The following is a 19,704-nucleotide window of genomic DNA, read 5'->3' as shown; positions in this document are numbered from 1 at the left end:
CCCCCACCGGCCGCCTCTGCCGGTCAGGCGAGGCCGGACAGCGCCGCGTTGACCGCGTTGGCGTCGAACCCTTCAGGGGTGAAGTCGGCGATGTCGTCGATACCCACCCAAGCCATGCTGTCGCGGTGCTCCGGATGATCCGGGTCCTTGAGCGCTTCGATCAGGTCGAGATAGCCCCAGATGCCGCCGCAGTCGTCGGGTGGCGCGGCTCGCCGTCCTCCGGTGCACCTCGGATACCGCACCGCCGGATCACGGTCGAGAACCTTCTCGACCAGCAGTTCGTGCTGCCAGTTGTCCCCGAAGTCGTAGACGTAGCGGATCTTGCTCTTGACCGCCGGAGCTACCTGCTCGAGAGTGACCGACTTGTCCGAACGGTAGCCCAGCTCACGATCCGCGACACCGAAGTCCCCGGCCGGCGTCTCGAACACGTGCATGTGACTGTCGTTCCAGCCGAACGCCGCCTGGATGATGTCGTGCAGTCGCGCCAGGCTGACGTCCGCCGGCACTTCGAGGCGCCGCCAGATCGGCGGCGTCGCGCCCTTCAGCCCGACCTTGACCTGGTAGATCGGGGCCAGTCCAGCCGGCTTCGTCCGCTTGGGCCCCAACGCGGGAGCCGCCGCGGAACCGCCGTGCGGCGCCGGAGGCCTGCCGGACTCGGGCAGCGCGGCCACTCGCGCACGGACCAGCGTCGCGAGCACCGCATACCCCGGTCCCTCCGCACCGAACAGCTCCGCCGAGTCGTCGTCGACGCCTTCGGCGTCATGGACGGCCCGGGCATCGAGGGCGTTCTCGATCCACCAGCGCAGCTCCGCCGGCTCCATCGACTCGGTCCTGATGTCCAGGCCGTTCTCCCTGCCTGACGCCCGCATCTCCCGCAGTACCTCAGGAAGGTCCGCCGCGTCCCCGAGCATGATGTCCACGGCGGCGTCGCAGTCGGCGTGGTCGACGGACACCACGAGCATGTGCCCGCGCTCCGCCCGCCGGAACGAGCAGACCAGCATGGAAGCGGTACCCTGCAGGTCGAAAACGCGACGACAATTCTCGACGGCGACCGGTTCGGCGATCTCGTCCGCCCATGCCGGTTTCGCGACACCGGCCCGCGCCAGCCTCTCCGCCGCCGAGCGCGCCGCGGCGCCGACATCGCCCGGCGCGACCGACCCGATGGCCAGCAGCATCGCGAGCGTTCCCGCGGTTGACCGGCTCTCGAAGTGCGAGACCAGATCCGCCACGGCTCCCTCGGCGCCGTTCGCGGAACAGATCGCCAGCAGCGTCGCCGCACCGATTTCGGCGTCCATCGGGTCATCGACGGCCGCCAGCCCCGACGTGGCGTCGGCCAGCGCCCCGAAGGCCTGATCCGGATCGAAGTCGGGGTCCGAACAGGCCGGACAGTCACACGAGACCGGCTCGCCGACGACGCGCAGCACCGCCGATCCTCGCCCGGCGTTCCGTCTCTGCCGGCCCTTGCGGCCACGACTGACAGGGCTCATCCGCCCAGTCTGTATCAAAGCTCACATCGAGCTGTACCCGGGGCCCCGGCCGCCTAGCACACTTCCCGCACAGCCTCCCCGAAGACGAACCAGCGAGGCGCACGCCTACGAGGTGCGCACCCGCTGGCAGGAGCTGCAGCTGCGCTTCGTGGACGACCCGCAGACCGCGGCCGGGGAGGCCGAGCGGCTCGTCGACGACGCCCTCGCCGGGGTGACCGCCTCGCTGAACGCGCGCAAGGGCCAGCTCAGCAACCGGCGGGTCTCGGGCCGCGACGACACCGAGCAGCTGCGGGCGGCCGCGCACGGGTACCGCGACTTCCTCAACCACCTGGTCGGCACGTGACTGAGGCCCGATCATCGACCGGGTCCGTTTGAGGAGTGGCGTCTCGCGGAATACCTCCATTGAAGGAGGACCGCCATGACAGCCACCCAAGTACTGATCACGATCATTGTTCTGGTCGTGATCGCCGCGCTCGGCTACGGCATCTGGTTCGTCACTCGGCGGCAGGCCCTGCAACACCGGTTCGGCCCCGAGTACGACCGGGCCGTGGCCGAGGGGGACAGCCGCCTCGCCGCCGAGCGCGAACTGCGCGATCGCGAACGGCGCCACGCCGAGCTCCGGATCCACGACCTCGACCCCGAGGCGCGGGCCGCGTACACCAGCAGCTGGCAGGAGATCCAGGCCCGCTTCCTGGACGACCCGGTGGGCGCCGTTCGCGACGCCGACACGCTGGTGACCCGGGTGATCGCCGAGCGGGGCTACCCCACAGGCGACTACGAGGAGCACCTCGCCCACCTGTCGGTCGAGCACGCCCGCACGCTCGGCCACTACCGCGACGCCCACGAGCTCTCCCAGCTCTCGGACCGCGGCGAGGCCACCACGGAGCAGCTGCGCCAGGCCGTGGTGCACTACCGCGCGCTCTTCGCCGACCTGCTCGGCACCGACCCCGCCCCGGCCGCGCACGGCACCGCGGCGCCGCACGACGTCGCCCGCGACGACACAGCGGCGACCTCGCCCGCGCAGCGCGCCCGCAACGTGCAAGCGCGGCGCGCCCAGGCCGGCGCGCCCCACGACACCAGCAGCCGGGCGTAGGGCCGGAGAAGGGACACCGCGATGACGCAGCAGGAGCAGTACCACGACACCGGCCTCCTCCCCGGCCCGCGCACCGACGCCCACGACGAGGACTACGACCGGGACCAGTACGATCCGGACCAGGACGCGGCCGTCGGCACCGCGCACGCCCCCCACGCGGACCCGGACGACGGCGGGGCGGCCGGGCGCTACCCCGCCGGCACGTACACCTCCGGCCCGGCCGACGCCGCCGACCGCGAGGACGCCACCCTGGTCGACCGCGACGAGGCGCCGGCGGGGCGGGAACGGGCCGAGACCGCGGACCGCCTCGACGACGCCCGGACCGACCGGCCGTTCGACACCGACGCCCGCGCCGAGGCCACGGACGACGTCTCCGCGGATGCGGGGCGTGGGAATGAGGTGCGCGATGCCGACGCCCGGGCGTCCGAGGAGGACGACGAGTGGGCCGAGTCCGATATCGCCGACGCGGAGGCGGCCGAGGACGAGCACCGGCACGCCGGGCGCGACGACACCGTCGCGGACGGGACAGACCCGGCAGTCCGGGACGCGCCGGTGGCCGAGGAGCAGGCCCGCAGCGAGTCGCTGCCGGGCGCGGTGGACGTGGCCGCGGTCGGGGTGCTGTGGGCCGACGGGGCGGTGGACGGGCTCAAGGAGCGCTGGAGCGCACTGCAGCTGCGCTTCATCGACGACCCCCGCGCGGTCGCCGGCGAGGCCGACCGGCTCATCGGCGAGGCCGTCGACACGCTGACCGGCTCGCTGCAGGCCCAGCGCCGGCAGCTCGCCGACTGGCAGAGCGGCCCGGGCGACGACACCGAGCGCCTCCGCGCGGCCGTGCGCGGCTACCGGGACTTCCTGGACCGCCTGCTCGGCGTGTGAGCGCACATCGATAAAGGGCCCGCCCCCGGCGGGCCCTTTCGCGCGTGGCTCCCACCGGGCTGAGCTGATCCAGTACTTCACGTTGACCGGTGATGCCGGCGGCGAGGACCACGGCTGACGTCCCGGTGACCACTGGTGGCCGCTCGCGCGACGACGAGATCCGGGATCTGGTCGCCAGCACCGCAGTGCTCGGCCGGGGTGTCCGGCCGCCAGCCGTGGCGCGAGTTCCTGCTGCGGGTGACCGGCGGCCGGTGGCCGCTATGGGCACGAGCACACTGCAGCTATCGGCGGTGCAGCCCTCGGCATCCAGCTCCGCGCCAACCACGGCCACGAAACCTACGTCGCGGTCCGCATCATCGGATCGGTACCACCCGCCATAGCCATCGCCGTCCTGGACCTGGTCCCTGGCTGCGACCTCGACGGATGGTTCCCCGAATACTCTCTGCCCGAACGGCCGCTCGACCCGGCCGAACAGGCATGGTCGAATCTCATGGATCCGGTGGCGGCCGCAAAGCTTCTCGACGATGCATCCTGATGTCGCGCGCCCATCGTTCGTCAGCGACGTAGCTTCTCCGAGTTATGCGTCGTCACTGTCTGTGATGCCGCTGGATGGGGCAGCTTCCTACCGCGGCGACCCAACGAATGCCGGTGGGACCTGTCTGGCGGGATCGACGTTGTCCCTATCGCTCGGGCCGGGGTGAGCCGGGGCACCCGGAACGGCTCGGACCTGACCGTCGCGGTTCTCGATCCGCACCGCCACGCCACCAACGTCGGTGAGCCGGACCGGTCCGATGAACCGGGAGTCGTATGCGACGGCGCGGTTGTCGCCGAGGAGGAAGATCATGTGATCCGGCACCGTGGAGGTGGGGAACGGGTCGGTGACCGTTGCTCCGAGGTACGGCTCGGGCACGGTCGTTCCGTTGACGACGATTCCCTCGCATCGCCCGGCCGGGCCCATCGGGCACCCGATCGTGTCACCGGAGAGAGCGACGACCCGAAACATGGCGTCGTAGGTCAGACCGTCACGGGCGAGGTGCACGATGACGACGTCTCCGCGGGCGGGCGACAACGTTTTGTTGAGGATGACCCGTTCCCCCACGTTGATCGTGGAATCCATGACGGCGCTCGGTTCGGTGACGGTGAAGTAATCACTGCGGCCGAGCAGGGTGGCCGCCGCCACCATGGTCAACACCGCAACACCACCTCCGACGGCGGCCGCGACCTTGCCCAGGCGCCGTACACGCCGCTGGCGGTGAGCGCGGTTGAGTACCGTGCGCGCGAGGTCGGCCCGGGCGTGCACCGTCGGCGTGGCAGCCGACGCCAGCCTGCGCAGTTCCTCAGCCGGATCGTACGACGAGGGCAGCATCGTGTTCATCGCGTCGTCCTCTCTACGGAGGCAAGGGAAGATTCCAGGGCGGTGCGGACCTTGAGCAGTCCGCGTGCGAGGTTGCTCTTGACCGTTCCCTGCGAGCACCTCATGACGGCCGCCGTCTCGGCTTCACTGAGTCCGTCGATGACGCGCAGCACGACCGTCACCCGTTGCCGCGGGGGTAGGGCACCGAGGATTTGGTCGAGGTGCGCCCGGGCCGCGACCGCCTCAGCATGATCGCGCGCGGCAGCCGACAGGTCCGGGTCAGCCGGCGTGGGGACAGGGACGAGATGGCTGCGCCGGCCGCGGTCCTTCGCGAGATTCACGAGCGTCGCCCGGACGTATGCCTCCGGCGATTCCAGTCGCCTCGACCAGTGTTTGGTCAGCCGAAGCAGGGCGGTCTGCAGTACATCCTCGGCCTCGACGGCGTCCGGCACGAGCAAACGCGCGAATCTCAGCAACCGGTCCCCATGGACCCGCACGAACTCCGTGAAGTCCTGCTCCTCAGACGGGTTCACACCTACCACAACGAGATCCGCTCCGGAGTCGTTGCACGCGTTGCTCGGCCCTCAACGGGTCGTCATCCACGCGCGCAGATTGCCGATGAGCAGAACGCACGATGCGAGGATCAGCATGGCTGCCGCTGCGGCCCGCCAGTTACGGACGACGACCTCGACGACGCCCAGGACGGCGAACACGGCGGCGCCGGCCGCGGCCATGGTTGCCGTGAACCGGGCCAGCCGGCCGCGGGCGGCCGCCTCGATCGCGAGCATGAGCACGATCAGAGCGGCGAACGACCAGAGCACGCCGATGGGCGGGCTTATCACGACGAGCGCGACTCCGGCCAGCATGACCGAGACCGATGCGGCCGACCATATCGCCAGGAATCGCTGGCGTGGGACGTCGGCGCTGAGCGGAAGCGCACGGCGGCGTAGATGGGCGTGGGGAGCCTCGATGGGCGGCTGGGTTCTCGCGCGGACGATCGCATCGAGTTCCTCGCGGAGCGAGGTCTGCTCGGTGTGCAGCCGCGCGATGGTCTCCTTACCGTCCCGGCCGTGGCCAGGCTTGTCCCGGCGTTGGGTCTTGTCCGCACCGCCGTGGCTCGTGTAGGCCGCCCTGGCCCGATCGCTGGCGCGCAACTCCCGCGACGTCTGCCGGTGGACGTCGATCTCTTCGGCGATCTCGGCAAGGCGTTGTTCCAGCCGGCCCGCGCGGCTCTCCCGCAACAGGGCACCGTGCTCGACGGTCGGGTACTCCCCGTCGAGGCCGGCCCACGCCACCGGGTTCGCCCAGCTCGGCCGGACCGCCCCATCGCGCTCGTACCGGGGCCCGGCCGGTGCCCGCTCGCCGCCGAAATGGTCCCGTGTGTCCAGGCCCCACAGCCCCCGGTAGCCGCGAACCCAGGGAGTGCGGTCGTCGATCAACACCGGATGCCAGGCCCGGCCCTCGCCCGCTCCGATGCCCGGGCCGTCGCCACGGTGGTAGTCGATGAATGGGATACCGGCGGGCGTCTCCGGCATGTCCCTGGCCCAGGGCAGCAGGGTCCGTGCTGCCCGCCGTACCGCGGCCACGAGCCGATTCGGCCACGTCAGGGCGACCGTCGTCACGTACTCACCGGGTAGGTAGGCACCGGCGTGCGATCCGGCCCCCGCGTACATCACTGGATGCGTGCCGACGAACTCGATGTCCGGGTCGTCCCAGCGTCTACGCAGGTCGTCGCCGACCTCGTCGTGGGACGAGAACGCCACCCAGGCCGGGCGCAATGAGCCGCCGAGTGTCTCACCGAGAAAGATCGTCACCTGTTCCCAGTCGGCCTCGTGGTCGTTGACCCCGCTAAACGTCGAGCGCCAGTCGTTCATCGGGTAGAAGTACCAGTACTGCAGGGCGACGTATCCGCCGTCGCGGACCACTCTCGCGTAGTACGGATGATCGTCCGCCAGCATGTGCGTGACGTACAGGCGATGCGCCGCCGCCCGGGTGCCGCCGGGTACCGTCCCACGCAAGAGAAGGGACAGACGGAGCCCGGCGTCGACGAGCCGCGCGAACAGTCCTACGGCGGCGAAGCGGCTACTCGGCCGGAACGACCGTTGCGCTCCCTCACTGCGCCATCGCCGGTACTCGGCACCATGCATCGGGCGGTCGACGAGGCGCAGGTACAAGCCGTCTCCGGCGAACCGCTCCCCCTCCTCGGCCAGACGCTCCAGCGTCAGCTCACCGGGCTGGGCCAGGCATTCGTCACGCCGTTCACCCGGGCGCCGATGCCACAGGGCGGCCTGGCCGACATAGACGTCGACGGCGGTCGGCAGGAACAGTTCGCCGGCTGTGTACCGGATCACCGGCTCGTACGCGCGCAGGAGGGCGAGGTCACCCTCGCGGGTGTCGTCCGCAGCGGGTCCAGCCCCCGGGCCACCGCCGGTGGCAGGCGCCGCATCAGCCACGCTCATGCCGCCCCGCGACGCCGACCATGCCGATCCCTTCCTCACGGTGATCTCAGTTCACCGTGCTACCCACGGCCGGCGGGTTCATCCGTCCGGCAGTCCACCCCGCGCGGGCGAGAAGCGAATCGGATCCAGTCAGTCGACGAGCGCGGTCGGCAGCGGTTCGCGGTGCAGGACGCTGAGCCGGGAAACGGCGCGGGTGAGCACCACGTACAGCCGGTGCAGGCCGCGCGGCTCGGCTGCGACGATGGCGGCCGGCTCGATCACGATGACGTGGTCGTACTCCAGGCCCTTGGCGAGGGTCGCCGGCACGACGGTGACCTGGCCGCCGCCGGGGCTGTCGAGGTCGGCGGGCCGCATGCCTGCCGCTTCGAGCGCGGTGCGTACCTGATCGATCTGGTGGTCGGCGGCGATCACGCCGATGGAACCGGGGTACGTCATCGCGGCTTTGGCCTCGGCGACCGTGGCGGTGGTGAGGTCGTCGACGGCTTGGACGGTCAGTTCGCCGTCGCGGCGCAGCGAGACTGCCGGCGGGACGTTGACGGCGAGCGCGGGCAGCAGCCGGTTGGCGAGGGCGACGACCGCGTCCGGCACGCGGAAGCCGACGCTGAGCGGTACGATCCCGGCCTCGGGCTTGCCCAGGTGGCGCAGCGACTCGGCCCAGTCGGTCGCGGCCCACGGTGCCGTGCCCTGGGCGAGGTCGCCGAGGAGGGTGATCGAGCCGTGGGCGCTGCGGCGGGCGATCGCGCGGCACTGCATCGGCGAGAGATCCTGCGCCTCGTCAAGGACGATGTGACCGACGGTGGGCTCGCGTTCGAGCAGGCCCGCCACCTCGTCGATGAGCACGAGGTCGGCGGCGGACCACTTGGTGGCACGTACGGTGCGGGGCGGCTTCGCCCAGACGATCGCGGCCTGTTCGTCGGCCGTCAGGATGCCGTCGGCGGCCCCGGCGAGCGCCTCGGGATCGCGGAGAAGATCGAAGACGAGCCCCTCGGGCGTGACCGCCGGCCATGCCGCGTCCAGTGCCTCGGCCACGGGCCGGGACCTGCCCATCTTGCGTGCCCAGCTCTCGGGCGGTGACTCGCCGGACTTGGCCTCGGCCTGGCGCTGCAGCAGCGACACGATGCGCGCCCGGGCCCGCTCCCGGCCCAGCGCGTAGGGCGGGTCCTCGCGCCGGACGTCGTCGATGACCCGGCGCAGCGCCTCGACGCTGACCCGCCAGCGGTACGCGCCGTCCGAGACCTGCAGCGGCTCCTCCGGCCGGGACAACCGTGACCACAGCGCCCGGTGCAGCACCTGCGCGATGCGCGGATCGTGCTTGACCACCTGCGCGTCGACCGGGTCGGTGGCGCGGACCGGCACGCGGGCGATCAGGTCCTCGATCGTGGACTGCTGGACTTCGAGCTCGCCCAGGGCGGGCAGGACAGCGGCGATGTAGCCGAGGAACGCCCGGTTCGGACCGACGATCAGCACCCCGGCCCGGCGGAGGCGCTCGCGATGCAGGTACAGCAGGTACGCCGCACGGTGGAGACCAACCGCGGTCTTCCCCGTGCCGGGCGCGCCCTGGACGCAGATCGACGTGTCGAGATCGGCCCGGACCAGCTCGTCCTGCTCGGGCTGGATGGTGGCGACGATGTCGCGCATCGGCCCGACGCGGGGCCGCTCGATCTCGTCGAGCAGGATGCGGCTGGTCCCGATGTCCTGCCCGGCGGTGAGGTGTTCGTCCTCGAAGCTGGTGAGGTCGCCTTTGACGAACCCGAAGCGCCGGCGCACGTCGACGCCTTGCGGGTCGCGGACGCTGGCCTGGTAGAACTTGCGTGACAGGGGTGCCCGCCAGTCGAGGACCATCGGCTCGCCGGCGGCGTCGGTCACGTGCCGGCGCCCGACGTGGTACTGGTGGTCGTCGAGGTCGAGCCGCCCGAAGAACAGCGGCGTGTCGGGGTTGTCGGCGAGATCGGCGATGCGCCGGGCCAGGTGCCGGCCGAGCGTCTCCGCGGCGTACGCATCCCCGGCGACCTTGTCTCCGGTGGAGAAGAGCTCCTCGGCATGCTCGCGCATGCGTTTGAGCGCCTGTCGTGACGCGGCGAGGTGTTCGCGTTCGTGTTGAAGGTCGGTTTCGAGTGCGGGCACGGTGATCCTCTTGGAGGTCTCGGTCGGCTCGCTCGCGTATCCAGGGCGGTGAGCCCGGCGCGTGGGACGTCCGCTGCGGTGCTTACCTCACCGCGGCCGTCAAGCGGCTAACCAGCCTACGCGCACGCGGCGCCCACCTCCACCGATTTTCGAACGGCGCCGGACGGAGCTGATTGTGCACTTGCTCGATGTCGACGTTCCGGCCGCTGTGGCGGTTCACGTGGCAGGCGCAGGAATGTACCAAATGCCGTGGAGGGCATCAGGACGTCCTGCCCTGTGCGCCAATTGACGTGTGCCAGGAGTAATCCTGACGCAGATGCCTGACAGAAGGGATCGGCATGCACAAGTCTTGGCGACGTGCGGCGGTTGCAACCGCCCTGTCGCTCACGGGGGTAGTCGGCGGACTGGCGGCAGCGGCTCCCGCCGACGCCCAGACTGGATCGTTGTCGTTCAGCGGCGACGCCGGCGGCTAGGGCGCTGTGTCGATTCGCATGCTGGTGCTGATCGTGATCCCGCCGCTCGCCGGTGTGATCGTCGGCTATCTGCTGGGCGGGCGCCTGTCCGGGTTGCGCACGATCCGGCTGGTCGCGATCTGGCTGCTGTGGCTGGCCGCGTTCGTGCAAGCGGCGCAGTACTACCTGCCCGGCGCGCGGGACTTCGTCGAAATCCGGGTCGGCGTGCCCCCGCTGGTCGTCGTATTCGCCCCGGTGCTGATCTGGCTCGGGGTCAACCTCCGAAACTGGCCCGCGGCGATCCGCGTCGCCGGGGCGGTCATCGCGCTCGGTGCCGTCCTCAACGGCATCGCCATCGCGGTCAACGGCCGGATGCCGTACTCGCCCGCCATGGCCGAGTCGGTCGGCCTGCGCCCGGGTCTGACCACGCCGAAGAACGCGCCCGTCGACGCCGACACCCGGTTGTCGTTCCTGGGCGACACCATCCCGATCGCGCCGCTGCGGAAGGTCATCAGCCCTGGTGACGTCCTGATCAGCGGCGGCTCCTGCGCGGTGGTCGTGCTCGCGATGCGCCGCCACCGGCGGGAATTGCCAGTAGCGCAGCTGACACAGACCCGGACAGGGGGTGAATCATGACGTTGTCGATCAACTGGCGGCGTGCCGTCTTCGTGGTGTTGACGCTCGCCTCGCTCGCGACCCTGCTCTACACGATCGGTGCGCCATACGAGCACGGAGGCTGAGCCGCCGCACATGGGAGACCATGCCGCGAGGCATGGTCTCCCGTCATGAGTGGACGTCGGAAGCCGTCCGGATCCGAGTTGCGGGTGGGCTCCACCGAATTTACCCGGCTGCTCGGCCGGGGGGAGGTGAGTCGCCGATGAGCGTGGCCGTGCTTGAGCATGTCGGTCCGTGGAGCGAGGACGAATACCTCGCATGCGGTGGCGAAGGATGGCGAGACACTGACCGCCGATGGTCCGTTCACGATCGAAATCGACACTCGCGCCCTGCTACGCCGCCGATAGCTTGACGTTCTTGACAGCCTCGGCAGTGTGCCGAATTCCGGGGTTCGGGTTCCCCGTGCCGGGCGCGCCCTGGACGCAGATCGACGTGTCGAGATCGGCCCGGACCAGCTCGTCCTGCTCGGGCTGGATGGTGGCGACGATGTCGCGCATCGGCCCGACGCGGGGCCGCTCGATCTCCTCGGTGAGGATGCGGCTGGCGGTCCCCAACTCCTCGCCGCGGTCCAGGCGCTCGTCCTCGAAACTGGTGAGCGCGCCCTTGACGAACCCGAACCGCCGACGCACCCGCACGCTCTGCGGGTCCTGCGCGCTGGCCTGATAGAACCGGCGCGAGAGCGGGGCGCGCCAGTCCAGCACCATCGGCTCCCCGGCCGCATCGGTGACGTGCCGCCGCCCGACGTGGTACCGGTGCTCGTCAATGTCGAGCCGCCCGAAAAACAACGGCGTGTCAGGGTTGTCGGCCAGATCGGCGATCCGCCGCGCGAGCGCCCGTCCGAGCGTCTCGGCCGCGAACGGATCCCCGGCCACCTGGTCGCCGGTGGCGAACAGGTCCTCGGCCTGGACGTTCTAGCGCGGGCAGTACTGCTGCTGTTTGCCGATCACGCGGTACGCGCAGTCGGCGTACTCGGCCAGCAGCAGGCTCGCCTCCCGGTTGCGCGCCGTCTGCTCGGCGATCACGCTCGCCGGCGGGTAGAAGCCGCCCTTGTCCGGCGAGCCGGGGTACATCTCGAACGTGAACGCCCAGACACCCTGCGTGGCCCAGAGCCAGTCGATGATCGAGCCGTCGGTGATGTACAGGCTGCTGGATTGCTCCGGGGTGTAGCCGTTGCTCTTGGCGAGTATCCCGCCGAGGGTCGCGAACGTGCGCTGCTGGTCCTGGCCGAGCCCCGGCGCGGACGGGCGCTCCGTGTACCCGTACGGCCAGAGCACCAGCTCGGAGTACGTGTGGAAATCGATGGCCGCCCGGATCTGCTGCACGCCGCCGACGCGCCGGCTCAGCACGAAGTCGCGCAGCCGCTGCGTCTCGGGCGCCGAGAAGGCCCTGGGCCCGTGGTAGGTCTCCGACGACGCGACCGGCGAGGAGCCCTGGCAGCAGCCGAACTTGTAGCCCCAGTTGCGGTTGAGGTCGACGCCGCGGTAGCCGTCGCCGGCGGGCTGCCGGTTCTTGCGCCAGTTGTGGTATTGGCCGCCGACGATGTCGTACTCGCCGCCGTCGGGGTTCATGTCCGGCACGATCCAGATCTCGCGGCTGTTGACCAGCCGGGTGATGCGGGGATCCTTGCCGTACTGCTCGGTGAAGAGCCTGACGAGGTACAGCGCCATCTCGACGGTGAGGTGCTCCCGCGCGTGCTGGTGCGCACCGTAGAGGACCTCGGGCTCGTCCTCGTCCTCCGTCACGTTGTCCGAGATCTTGATCAGCGGCATGTCCCGGCCCTCGTACGACTTGCCGAGGCTGAGCTTCCGCATGATCGTCGGGTGCGCCTTGGCCGCCCTGTCGAGCTCGGCCATCATCTCGGCGTAGTCGTGGTATCCGGCGTCGGCGGCCGGGAACCCCTCAGTCTGCGCGCGGATGACACGGTAGCCCAGGCGCTGGATGCGCCGGGCCTCCTCGGGCGTGGCGGTGACGTTCGCCCGCCCGTTCACGACGCTGTCGATGGCCGCGCCGGTACCGCCGATGCGGTTCCGGTCGGCATAGTCGTTCACGCCAGCAACGACGTACGATGCCGAATTTTGGCTATATTCCGGATTTGTCGGACTCGCATCGGCGGGATTGACCGCGACGAGCGTCACCAACCCCGCCGCGACGAGCGCGACCGACCTCGCCACGGCGAGCGCCAGCACCGGAACGACCCTGCGAACCATCGAGCCCCCTTGGAGTGACCAAGCACCATCCAAGGTTTAAAGGGCTTTAGTCCGCTTTGGTGGCGCTTTCGCCCCCATCATCATCCCCGTTGAGGGCGGCACGCAGCCGTTCCCGCTTATCCGCACGCCGCTGGGCCATCCCCACGGCCTGCACGGACGCCTCCTTGCGCAGCCCCTTCAGCAGGAAGAGGGCCAGCACCGCGGAGACCAGCACGGCGATCATCAACTTGAGCGTCGCGCCGACGTCGATCGGCACGGCGAGGACGGCGAGCGCGACGATAGCGAACAAACCGAGGCGGGCCAGCGAGTACTTCACAAACGGTGACATGGTCTACCCAGCGTAGCGTCAGGCCCAGACCTGCTGCGGCTCGGCGCGGCGATCGGCCAGCGGCGTCGGCTTGTCGTACTCCCGAACGATCTCGTATCGCGTGTTGCGCTCGACCGGCTGGAAGCCCGCGTCCCAGATCAGGTTGAGCAGGTCCTCGCGGTGCATGGTGTTGGGCGTGCCGTAGCTGTCGGCGTCGTGCGTAATCTTGTACTCGACGACGGAGCCGTCGAGATCGTCGACGCCGAAGTTCAGCGACAGCTGCGCGACCGACAGGCCGTGCATGACCCAGAAGCACTTGACGTGCGGCACGTTGTCGAAGAGCAGGCGCGAGACGGCGAACGTCTTGAGGCTCTCCGCCGGCGAGGCCATCTTGGTGCGCGCCTGCAGCCGGTTGCGGATCTTGCCGTCCGCGGAGTCGACGAAGTCGTGCTGGTAGCGCAGCGGGATGAAGACGGTGAAGCCGCCCGTCTCGTCCTGCAACTCGCGCAGGCGCAGCACGTGGTCGACGCGGTGGCGGGGCTCCTCGATGTGGCCGTACAGCATCGTCGAGGGCGTGCGCAGGCCCTTGCTGTGCGCGAGGCGGTGGATGCGCGACCAGTCCTCCCAGTGGGTCGCGTGGTCGACGATGTGCTGGCGGACCTCCCAGTCGAAGATCTCCGCGCCGCCGCCGGTCAGCGACTCGAGGCCGGCGTCGATGAGCTCGTCGAGGATCTCGTCGGCGGGCAGGCCGGAGATCTTCTCGAACCACTGGATCTCGGTCGCGGTGAACGCCTTGAGGTTCACGCCCGGCAGCGCGCCCTTCAGCTCGCGCAGGACCTTCGGGTAGTACTTCCACGGCAGCGTCGGGTGCAGGCCGTTGACGATGTGCAGCTCGGTGAGCTGCTCGTCCTCCATCTCCTTTGCCTTCGCGACGGCCTCGTGGATGCGCATGGTGTATGCGTCCTTCTCGCCCGGCTTGCGCTGGAACGAGCAGTACGCGCAGCTGGCCGAGCAGACGTTCGTCAGGTTCAGGTGCCGGTTGACGTTGAACATCACCCGGTCGCCGTTCTTGTCGGTGCGCACCCGGTGGGCCAGCCGGCCGAGCCAGACAAGATCGTCACTCTCATAGAGAGCGATGCCGTCTTCCCTGCTCAGCCGCTCACCGGCGGCGACCTTGGCCTCGAGTTCGCGCTTCACACCTGCATCCACGCCGCCAGCGTACGTCGACCCTCTCGTTACCCTCGCATTCACCTGCCTCTGACGAAGCTGACATTGATCACCACTCGACGGTGTGGTCTCCGTACGGTAAGAAAATTAGTGGCTAGGAACACGGTCGGGCGGCAGACCGACTGATCGATCGGCAACGGTCGACCATTGGCATGGCTAACCGACTTGGGACGGTGGCGATGAGCGGGCTGACACTGAGGGCGGCGTATCCGGGCGACTATCCGGCGCCACCACCACTGGAGACGCCTGTTGTCCGGGCAACGACGACCGAGCCGCGGCCTCGCCGGCGGTTCCGCCGTGGCTCCGTGGTGGCGACCGCCGTCGTGTGCACGATGCTGTGCTCCCTCGTCACCCGCCCGGCCTACGCCGACCCGGGCGGCAACGTCCCGGACACCGGCTCCCGCCCGGTCGCCTCGGGCCAGCTCGTCCTGCCGGATCAGGGCGCCACGGCCACCCCACCGGCGACCACCACCACGACGACGCAGCGCGGCCCGAAGGCCGCCGAGCTGGCCCAGCTCGAGATCACCGTCGCCCAGCTCGGCGAGAAGCGCAACAGAGCCTCGCTCGACCTGGAAACGGCGCAAAACTCGCTGACCGACGCCCAGGCCAAGCTCTCCGCCGCGAGCCAGAAGGTCGAGGAACTCAAGGCGAAGGCTGACTCGGCCGCCGCCGAGGCCTACAAGCGCGCCGCCGGCCTGGGTCCCCTGGACGGATACGCGAACGACCTGCACCAGTTCGGGCTCCTCGCGCCCGGCCTCGGCGGACAGCCCGGCGGGCAGCAGGCGGCCCGCGACCTGCTGCGCGCGAAGGAGGCGGAGTCCGCCGCGCGCCAGGAGGTCCAGGACGCCCAGCTGCTGGTGCAGACCGCGCAGACGACCTATACGCCGATCGACACCGAGTTCCAGACGCAGAACAATCACTACCTTCAGGTACGCGCCGAGAACGACACCCTGGTGCTGCGGCTTGAGGCCGAGCAGGACGCCGCCGAGCAGGCGCTGAGCCCCGGCCTGGTCGACAACCCCGTCATCGACGGCATGGTCGCCCACCCCAAGGCGGTCCAGGCGCTCAGCTACGCGCTCAGCAAGGTCAACATCGCCTGGTACGTCTGGGGCGACGAGGGCCCGGACACGTTCGACTGCTCCGGCCTGGCGTACTGGGCCTACGGGAAGGTCGGTGTGCGCGTCCCGCGCGTGGCCAACGACATGTACCACGGCACACGCGCGATCCGCCCGACGAAGAACAGCCCCGGCGACCAGCTGCTGCCCGGCGACCTCGTGTTCTTCGCCACCGACATGAGCGACTGGCGCAGCATCTACCACATGGGCATCTACGTCGGCGGCGGCAAGATGGTCAACGCCCCGACGAGCGGCCAGAAGGTCAAGATCGCGGAGGTGCGCTGGTCGAAGCTCTTCGGCGCCACCCGCATCTTCGACGCGGTGCCCGCACCCGGCGGCGCCCAGCCGTCCAACACCACGACGACCACCGCCCCGGCCGGCGGCGGTTCCACCTCGGCGTCGCCGACCAGCACGACGTCGCCCTCGCCGACCGTCAGCGCCTCGCCGACCGTCAGCACCTCGCCGTCCAGCAGCCCGACGCCGAGCACCCAGCCATCGGAGTCGAGCTCGCCGTCGCCGTCCACCAGCCCGTCGACCCAGCCGTCCCCCGACCCGACAACGCCGTCCAAGGAGCCGAGCAGCCCGGCGCCGGCCGCCTCGTCGCCGTCGTCGGCCGCCGTGAAGTCCTCGGAGGCCGGCGCCAGCACCACGGCCCAGGTGACGACCAGCGCCTCCGGCGGCTGACGCCCTCGTGGAGCAGGTTGAATCCCGGCGGTAGATCCAAAACCCGACGGACTCCCACCCGGCGCTGCGTGACTCGATGTGGCACCGTGGACCCGTTGACCGACGGAAGGGGAGCCGTCGGCCGCGCGATGATGCCCGTCTAGGGCACCGGTTCACGGAGGGCAGCGATGGACGAGCGCGAGACGCGAGACGGCGCACGCGGCGCGGCGGTTCCGACCGGCCCCGCATTCGGCGGCTCGGCCCCGGCGGGCGGCATGCCACCAGCCAGCCAGCCACCACCGGAGGACGGCGCCGACCTGCCACCGCTGCCGCCCCCGCCACCGGTCGGCACGGAGCTGCCCCCCGAGCCGGCGGATGAGAATCTCCCCGACCGGGCGTACGAGCCGCCGCCCACCCCGGTGGACGGTGCGCTGTGGCCGGGCGCCAGCCCGTTCGGCGGCGCCGTGGACGAGGAGGAAGACCCCGAGGTCGCGGCCCTGATGGCCGCCTTCTCCGGCGGCGGTACGGCGGGAGTCGCCCCACCCGCGGTCGTGCCGGCAGCCGCTCCCTCCGCCGGTGTCGCCCCGGACGCGCTACCGTTGAGCGAACCGCCACCCGGCGCCTTCACCATGCCGACCTCCGAGCCCTTCGCCGGCGCGCAGCCTGGATCACCGATCCCTGCTCCGCCGGTGCCTGGTGCGCCCGTTTCCGGCCCGCCCGTCTCCGCTCCGCCGGTTGCTGGTGAGCGCGTTGTCGCGGACGAGCCGGAGGCGATCGCCGCGCTGGGCGCTGAGCCCGACGAGGACGTGATCGCCGCGGCCGTCGGCGGTGCCCCGGCCTATCAGCTGCCGAGCCTCGATCCGGCTCCCGGCGTGTATGGCCCGCCACCCACCGACCCGACCCCGCTCCCCGCCGTTCCTCCGGCCCCTCGCGCCGAGGGCGAGGACTCGGGCGGCTTGGCCGCACCGTTCGGCCCGGCCCCGCTAACCGGCTTCGCCCCCGCCGCCGCGCGGGACGAATCGGGCTATTCCGAAATTTCCGGCCCTACGGGGGGCCGTCCGGCCGCCGCGGTCGATGCTGCCGAGGAGACCCCGGTCGCCTCGGCACCGGTGACGGGCCGTGCGACGGTCGCCTCGGTGGGCGCACCCGAAGGCGAGGTCGCGGAGCGACGGCACGAGGCCGGCACGTACCGCGCTGGAGCCTTCTCCATCCCCGGCACCGAGCCGCCGGCCGCCGGTCTTGAACCGCCTGCCGCCAGTTTTGGACGGCCGGACACCGCTGCCGCGCCGGTCGACGGTGACGAGGCACCGCCGCTGTCGAGCCGGCTGCGGACCCCGCGCGTGCCGACGGAGTCGTCCTGGGACGCGTTCGCGAAGCCCTGGACCACGCCCGCTGCCGCCGCCGAATCGCCCGCCGCGCCCGAGGCCCAGTCGCCACCGGAGCCGCCCGTGGTGCCGGCCCCCGCCGCGTACCCGCCCGCCGAGCCCTCCGCGTACGAGCCGCCGCCGGTCAGGCACCCGTTCGCGGCTCAGGGCCGCCCGACCTCGCACGCCGCCCCGGAGCCGGCCGCCTCCCAGCCGCCGGTTGTCCCCGCCTTCCCGGGCAGCTACCCGCCGCCGACCCCCGAGCCGTCGGTCGCCGCGACCCCGCCTGCCGGCCTCCCGGCATCAGACCCGCTCGCGAGCGACCCCACACCCGTCTTCGCGACGGGCGGCGACGCCCCCGGCATCGGGGCGGGCGCCGTGGTCGGGGCAGTCCGGGCCAGCGCCTCCGTGCCCGGCCTGCACACCGTCAGCGCCGAGGAGGCCGCCCAGGCCGCCCGGGGCGCGACGACGATCCCGAAGGTGTACCGCGGCGGCGCCGCGAGCGCCGAGCCCCCGGCCGCCGACCAGCCCCCGGCCGACCCCGAGCCGGCCGAGCCCATCCCGGGCCCGGCGCCCTCGCCGTTCCCGAGCCCCGAGCCGGTACCGCAGCCGGAGCCCACCCCGTTCCCACCGGCGCCGGCCCCGGAGCCGATCCCGAATCCGTTCCCGCCGGCCCCCGGGCCCCAACCGATGCCCGAGCCGGAACCGGCGCCGCAGCCCGGCCCGACGCCGGATCCGTTCCCACGCCCGGAGCCCCGGCCCCAGCCCCCGCCGTTCCCGTCGCCGTCGCCGTTCTCACCCGGCCCGTTCCAGTCCCCGGATGCCCCGCCGACCCCGTCGTACGGCGTCCCGGACGCGCAGCCGGCACCGTCGTACGGCGCCGTACAACCGCCGCCGCTCCCGGGCCCACCACCACTGCCCGGCCCACCACCACTGCCCGGCCCACCGCCGATCCCCGGCACGCCGCCGTTCGGCACGCCGGTCACACCCGCCTACGGCGCCCCGGAGGCGCAACCGGCACCGTCATTCGGCGCCGTACAACCACCGCCACTGCCCGGTCCGCCGCCGATCCCCGCCACGGCTGCGCCGGCCACCGACGCACCGGCCGCACCCGCCTACGGCATCCCGGACGCGCAACCGGCACCGCCGTTCGGCGCCGTACAACCGCCACCACTGCCCGGCCCACCGCCGATCCCCGCCACGCCCACGCCGACCGCCGACGCGCCGGGCGCACCCGCCTACGGCGTCCCGGACGCACAGCCCGCGGCGTCGTTCGGGGGTGTGCAGCCGCCCCCGATTCCGAGCGCCCCCGCGTATGGGATTCCGTCCGCGCAGCCGTTCGGTGGGGCGGACCAGACGCCGCCGGTGTCGAGCTCGCCCTTCCTGGTGGCGGAGGAGCCGCCGCAGCTCCCGAGCGCCGGCGCGCCTGACCAGCCGGCCGAGGAGGCAGAGACCCCGGAGGCGCCGGCGTCGCCCGCGTACACGACGCCGTCCGCGGAGCACCCTTGGGGCCACAATGACTCCGGGCCGGCGGCCGAACAGGCGCCGCAGTGGCCGAGCGGGCCCGCGCAGCAGGGCTGGAACCCGCCGCCCGGCCGGCCGGGATGGGCCGCGCCGCCGCAGGGTCAGCAGGGCTGGGCCCCGCCCAACCCTGGACAACCGGGCCAGCACGGACAACAGGGCCAGCCGTGGCAGCCTGGCCAGGCGGCACACCCCGGCCAGCCCGGTGCTCTGGGCCAGCCGGGTCAACCTGGCCAGCCGTGGCAGCCCGGTCAGCCGGCCTATCCCGGGCAGCCTGGACACGCGAGCCACCCGGGACAGCCGGGTCAGCCAGGACAGCCGGGCCAGCAGGGCCAACCGGCCTGGGGTCAGCAGCCGCCCGCCCACGGTTGGAACCCGCCGCCGCAGGGCTGGCAGCAGCCACACACTTCGCCCGGGCAGCCGGGCTGGAACCCACCGCAGGGGCAGCCGGGCCATCCCGGGCCACAGCCTGGCTGGGGTCAGCCACCGGCGTCGAGCCCGCCCGCGCAACAGGCCTGGGGACAGCCGCCGGCATCAAGCCCACCCGCGCAGCAAGCATGGGGACAGCCGCCGGCATCAAGCCCACCCGCGCAGCAAGCATGGGGACAGCCACCGGCGTCGAGCCCACCCGCGCAGCAAGCATGGGGACAGCCACCGGCGTCGAGCCCACCCGCGCAGCAAGCGTGGGGTCAGCCAGTCGGGCACCGACGTCGACAGCAGCCAGCCGGCGAACACCGAGCCGACCGCCAGCAGGATCAGCGGGATCGTCATCACGGCCGG

At 71.6% G+C, this 19,704-nt stretch carries 14 protein-coding genes and 1 pseudogene; 6 read left to right on the top strand and 9 right to left on the bottom strand.

Translation table 11 applies throughout. The features are described 5' to 3' along the window. Positions 1 to 23 precede the first annotated feature (23 nt). Complete coding sequence (locus tag ABT297_RS08350) at positions 24 to 1,424, bottom strand: plasmid pRiA4b ORF-3 family protein (RefSeq protein ID WP_350546196.1); 1,401 nt, start codon at positions 1,422 to 1,424, stop codon at positions 24 to 26. Between the two features lie 175 nt (positions 1,425 to 1,599). Between ABT297_RS08350 and ABT297_RS08345 the strand changes: the two genes are divergently transcribed. The 3 genes from ABT297_RS08345 (at position 1,600) to ABT297_RS08335 (ending at position 3,456) form a co-directional block, all read left to right on the top strand. Continuing rightward, positions 1,600 to 1,830, top strand: coding sequence for a hypothetical protein (locus ABT297_RS08345; protein ID WP_350546194.1), 231 nt, complete (start codon positions 1,600 to 1,602; stop codon positions 1,828 to 1,830). A 75-nt stretch (positions 1,831 to 1,905) separates the two neighbouring features. Continuing rightward, positions 1,906 to 2,580 (top strand): hypothetical protein, encoded by a 675-nt coding sequence (locus ABT297_RS08340; RefSeq protein ID WP_350546191.1) that lies wholly within the window; start codon positions 1,906 to 1,908, stop codon positions 2,578 to 2,580. 21 nt (positions 2,581 to 2,601) lie between these two features. Further along, positions 2,602 to 3,456: a hypothetical protein gene (locus tag ABT297_RS08335; protein ID WP_350546189.1), complete on the top strand. Its 855-nt coding sequence runs from the start codon at positions 2,602 to 2,604 to the stop codon at positions 3,454 to 3,456. A gap of 622 nt (positions 3,457 to 4,078) precedes the next feature. Here the strand turns inward: ABT297_RS08335 and lepB are convergent. From lepB to ABT297_RS08315, 4 genes are all read right to left on the bottom strand, one after another. Next, positions 4,079 to 4,831, bottom strand: a complete 753-nt coding sequence (gene lepB, locus ABT297_RS08330; protein WP_350546186.1) for a signal peptidase I — start codon at positions 4,829 to 4,831, stop codon at positions 4,079 to 4,081. Further along, entirely contained in the window at positions 4,828 to 5,343 is a 516-nt protein-coding gene (locus ABT297_RS08325; protein ID WP_350546183.1) for a SigE family RNA polymerase sigma factor, read from the bottom strand. Before ABT297_RS08325 ends, lepB begins: the two co-directional genes overlap by 4 nt. 51 nt (positions 5,344 to 5,394) lie before the next feature. Beyond that, a complete protein-coding gene (locus ABT297_RS08320; RefSeq protein WP_350546181.1) occupies positions 5,395 to 7,269 on the bottom strand; it encodes a hypothetical protein in 1,875 nt (624 codons plus the stop codon). A gap of 129 nt (positions 7,270 to 7,398) precedes the next feature. Next, positions 7,399 to 9,399: a HelD family protein gene (locus ABT297_RS08315; RefSeq protein WP_502885539.1), complete on the bottom strand. Its 2,001-nt coding sequence runs from the start codon at positions 9,397 to 9,399 to the stop codon at positions 7,399 to 7,401. A gap of 485 nt (positions 9,400 to 9,884) precedes the next feature. Here ABT297_RS08315 and ABT297_RS08310 point away from each other — a divergent pair, with 485 nt between their 5' ends. Beyond that, positions 9,885 to 10,481, top strand: coding sequence for a DUF5317 family protein (locus ABT297_RS08310; protein WP_350546177.1), 597 nt, complete (start codon positions 9,885 to 9,887; stop codon positions 10,479 to 10,481). A 407-nt stretch (positions 10,482 to 10,888) separates the two neighbouring features. On the opposite strand, the pseudogene ABT297_RS08305 reads toward ABT297_RS08310, so the two are convergent. From ABT297_RS08305 to mqnE, 4 genes and pseudogenes are all read right to left on the bottom strand, one after another. Further along, a pseudogene (locus ABT297_RS08305) lies at positions 10,889 to 11,422 on the bottom strand (AAA family ATPase); the annotation flags it as partial. A gap of 9 nt (positions 11,423 to 11,431) precedes the next feature. Next, positions 11,432 to 12,706 (bottom strand): M14 family metallopeptidase, encoded by a 1,275-nt coding sequence (locus tag ABT297_RS08300; RefSeq protein ID WP_350546174.1) that lies wholly within the window; start codon positions 12,704 to 12,706, stop codon positions 11,432 to 11,434. Positions 12,707 to 12,773: 67 nt separating this feature from the next. Further along, positions 12,774 to 13,043, bottom strand: coding sequence for a DUF4229 domain-containing protein (locus ABT297_RS08295; RefSeq protein ID WP_350546173.1), 270 nt, complete (start codon positions 13,041 to 13,043; stop codon positions 12,774 to 12,776). A gap of 30 nt (positions 13,044 to 13,073) precedes the next feature. Next, positions 13,074 to 14,243, bottom strand: coding sequence for an aminofutalosine synthase MqnE (mqnE, locus tag ABT297_RS08290; RefSeq protein ID WP_350546170.1), 1,170 nt, complete (start codon positions 14,241 to 14,243; stop codon positions 13,074 to 13,076). A 323-nt stretch (positions 14,244 to 14,566) separates the two neighbouring features. Between mqnE and ABT297_RS08285 the strand changes: the two genes are divergently transcribed. Then, complete coding sequence (locus ABT297_RS08285; protein WP_350546168.1) at positions 14,567 to 16,060, top strand: C40 family peptidase; 1,494 nt, start codon at positions 14,567 to 14,569, stop codon at positions 16,058 to 16,060. 167 nt (positions 16,061 to 16,227) lie between these two features. Next, positions 16,228 to 19,704 (top strand): hypothetical protein (locus ABT297_RS08280; protein ID WP_350546165.1); only part of this gene is annotated, 3,477 nt, incomplete at its 3' end.

The organism is Dactylosporangium sp. NPDC000555, assembly GCF_040300025.1.
GTDB lineage: Bacteria > Actinomycetota > Actinomycetes > Mycobacteriales > Micromonosporaceae > Dactylosporangium.
Note: the sequence above shows the minus strand (reverse complement) of the source record. Positions and strands in the feature narration are given on the sequence as shown.

Bases quoted from the DNA above. Each gene is read 5' to 3' on its own strand.
- ABT297_RS08320 (WP_350546181.1), bottom strand. From the start codon at position 7,269: ATGAGCGTGGCTGATGCGGCGCCTGCCACCGGCGGTGGCCCGGGGGCT.
- ABT297_RS08335 (WP_350546189.1), top strand. From the start codon at position 2,602: ATGACGCAGCAGGAGCAGTACCACGACACCGGCCTCCTCCCCGGCCCG.
- lepB (WP_350546186.1), bottom strand. From the start codon at position 4,831: ATGAACACGATGCTGCCCTCGTCGTACGATCCGGCTGAGGAACTGCGC.
- ABT297_RS08340 (WP_350546191.1), top strand. From the start codon at position 1,906: ATGACAGCCACCCAAGTACTGATCACGATCATTGTTCTGGTCGTGATC.
- ABT297_RS08310 (WP_350546177.1), top strand. From the start codon at position 9,885: ATGCTGGTGCTGATCGTGATCCCGCCGCTCGCCGGTGTGATCGTCGGC.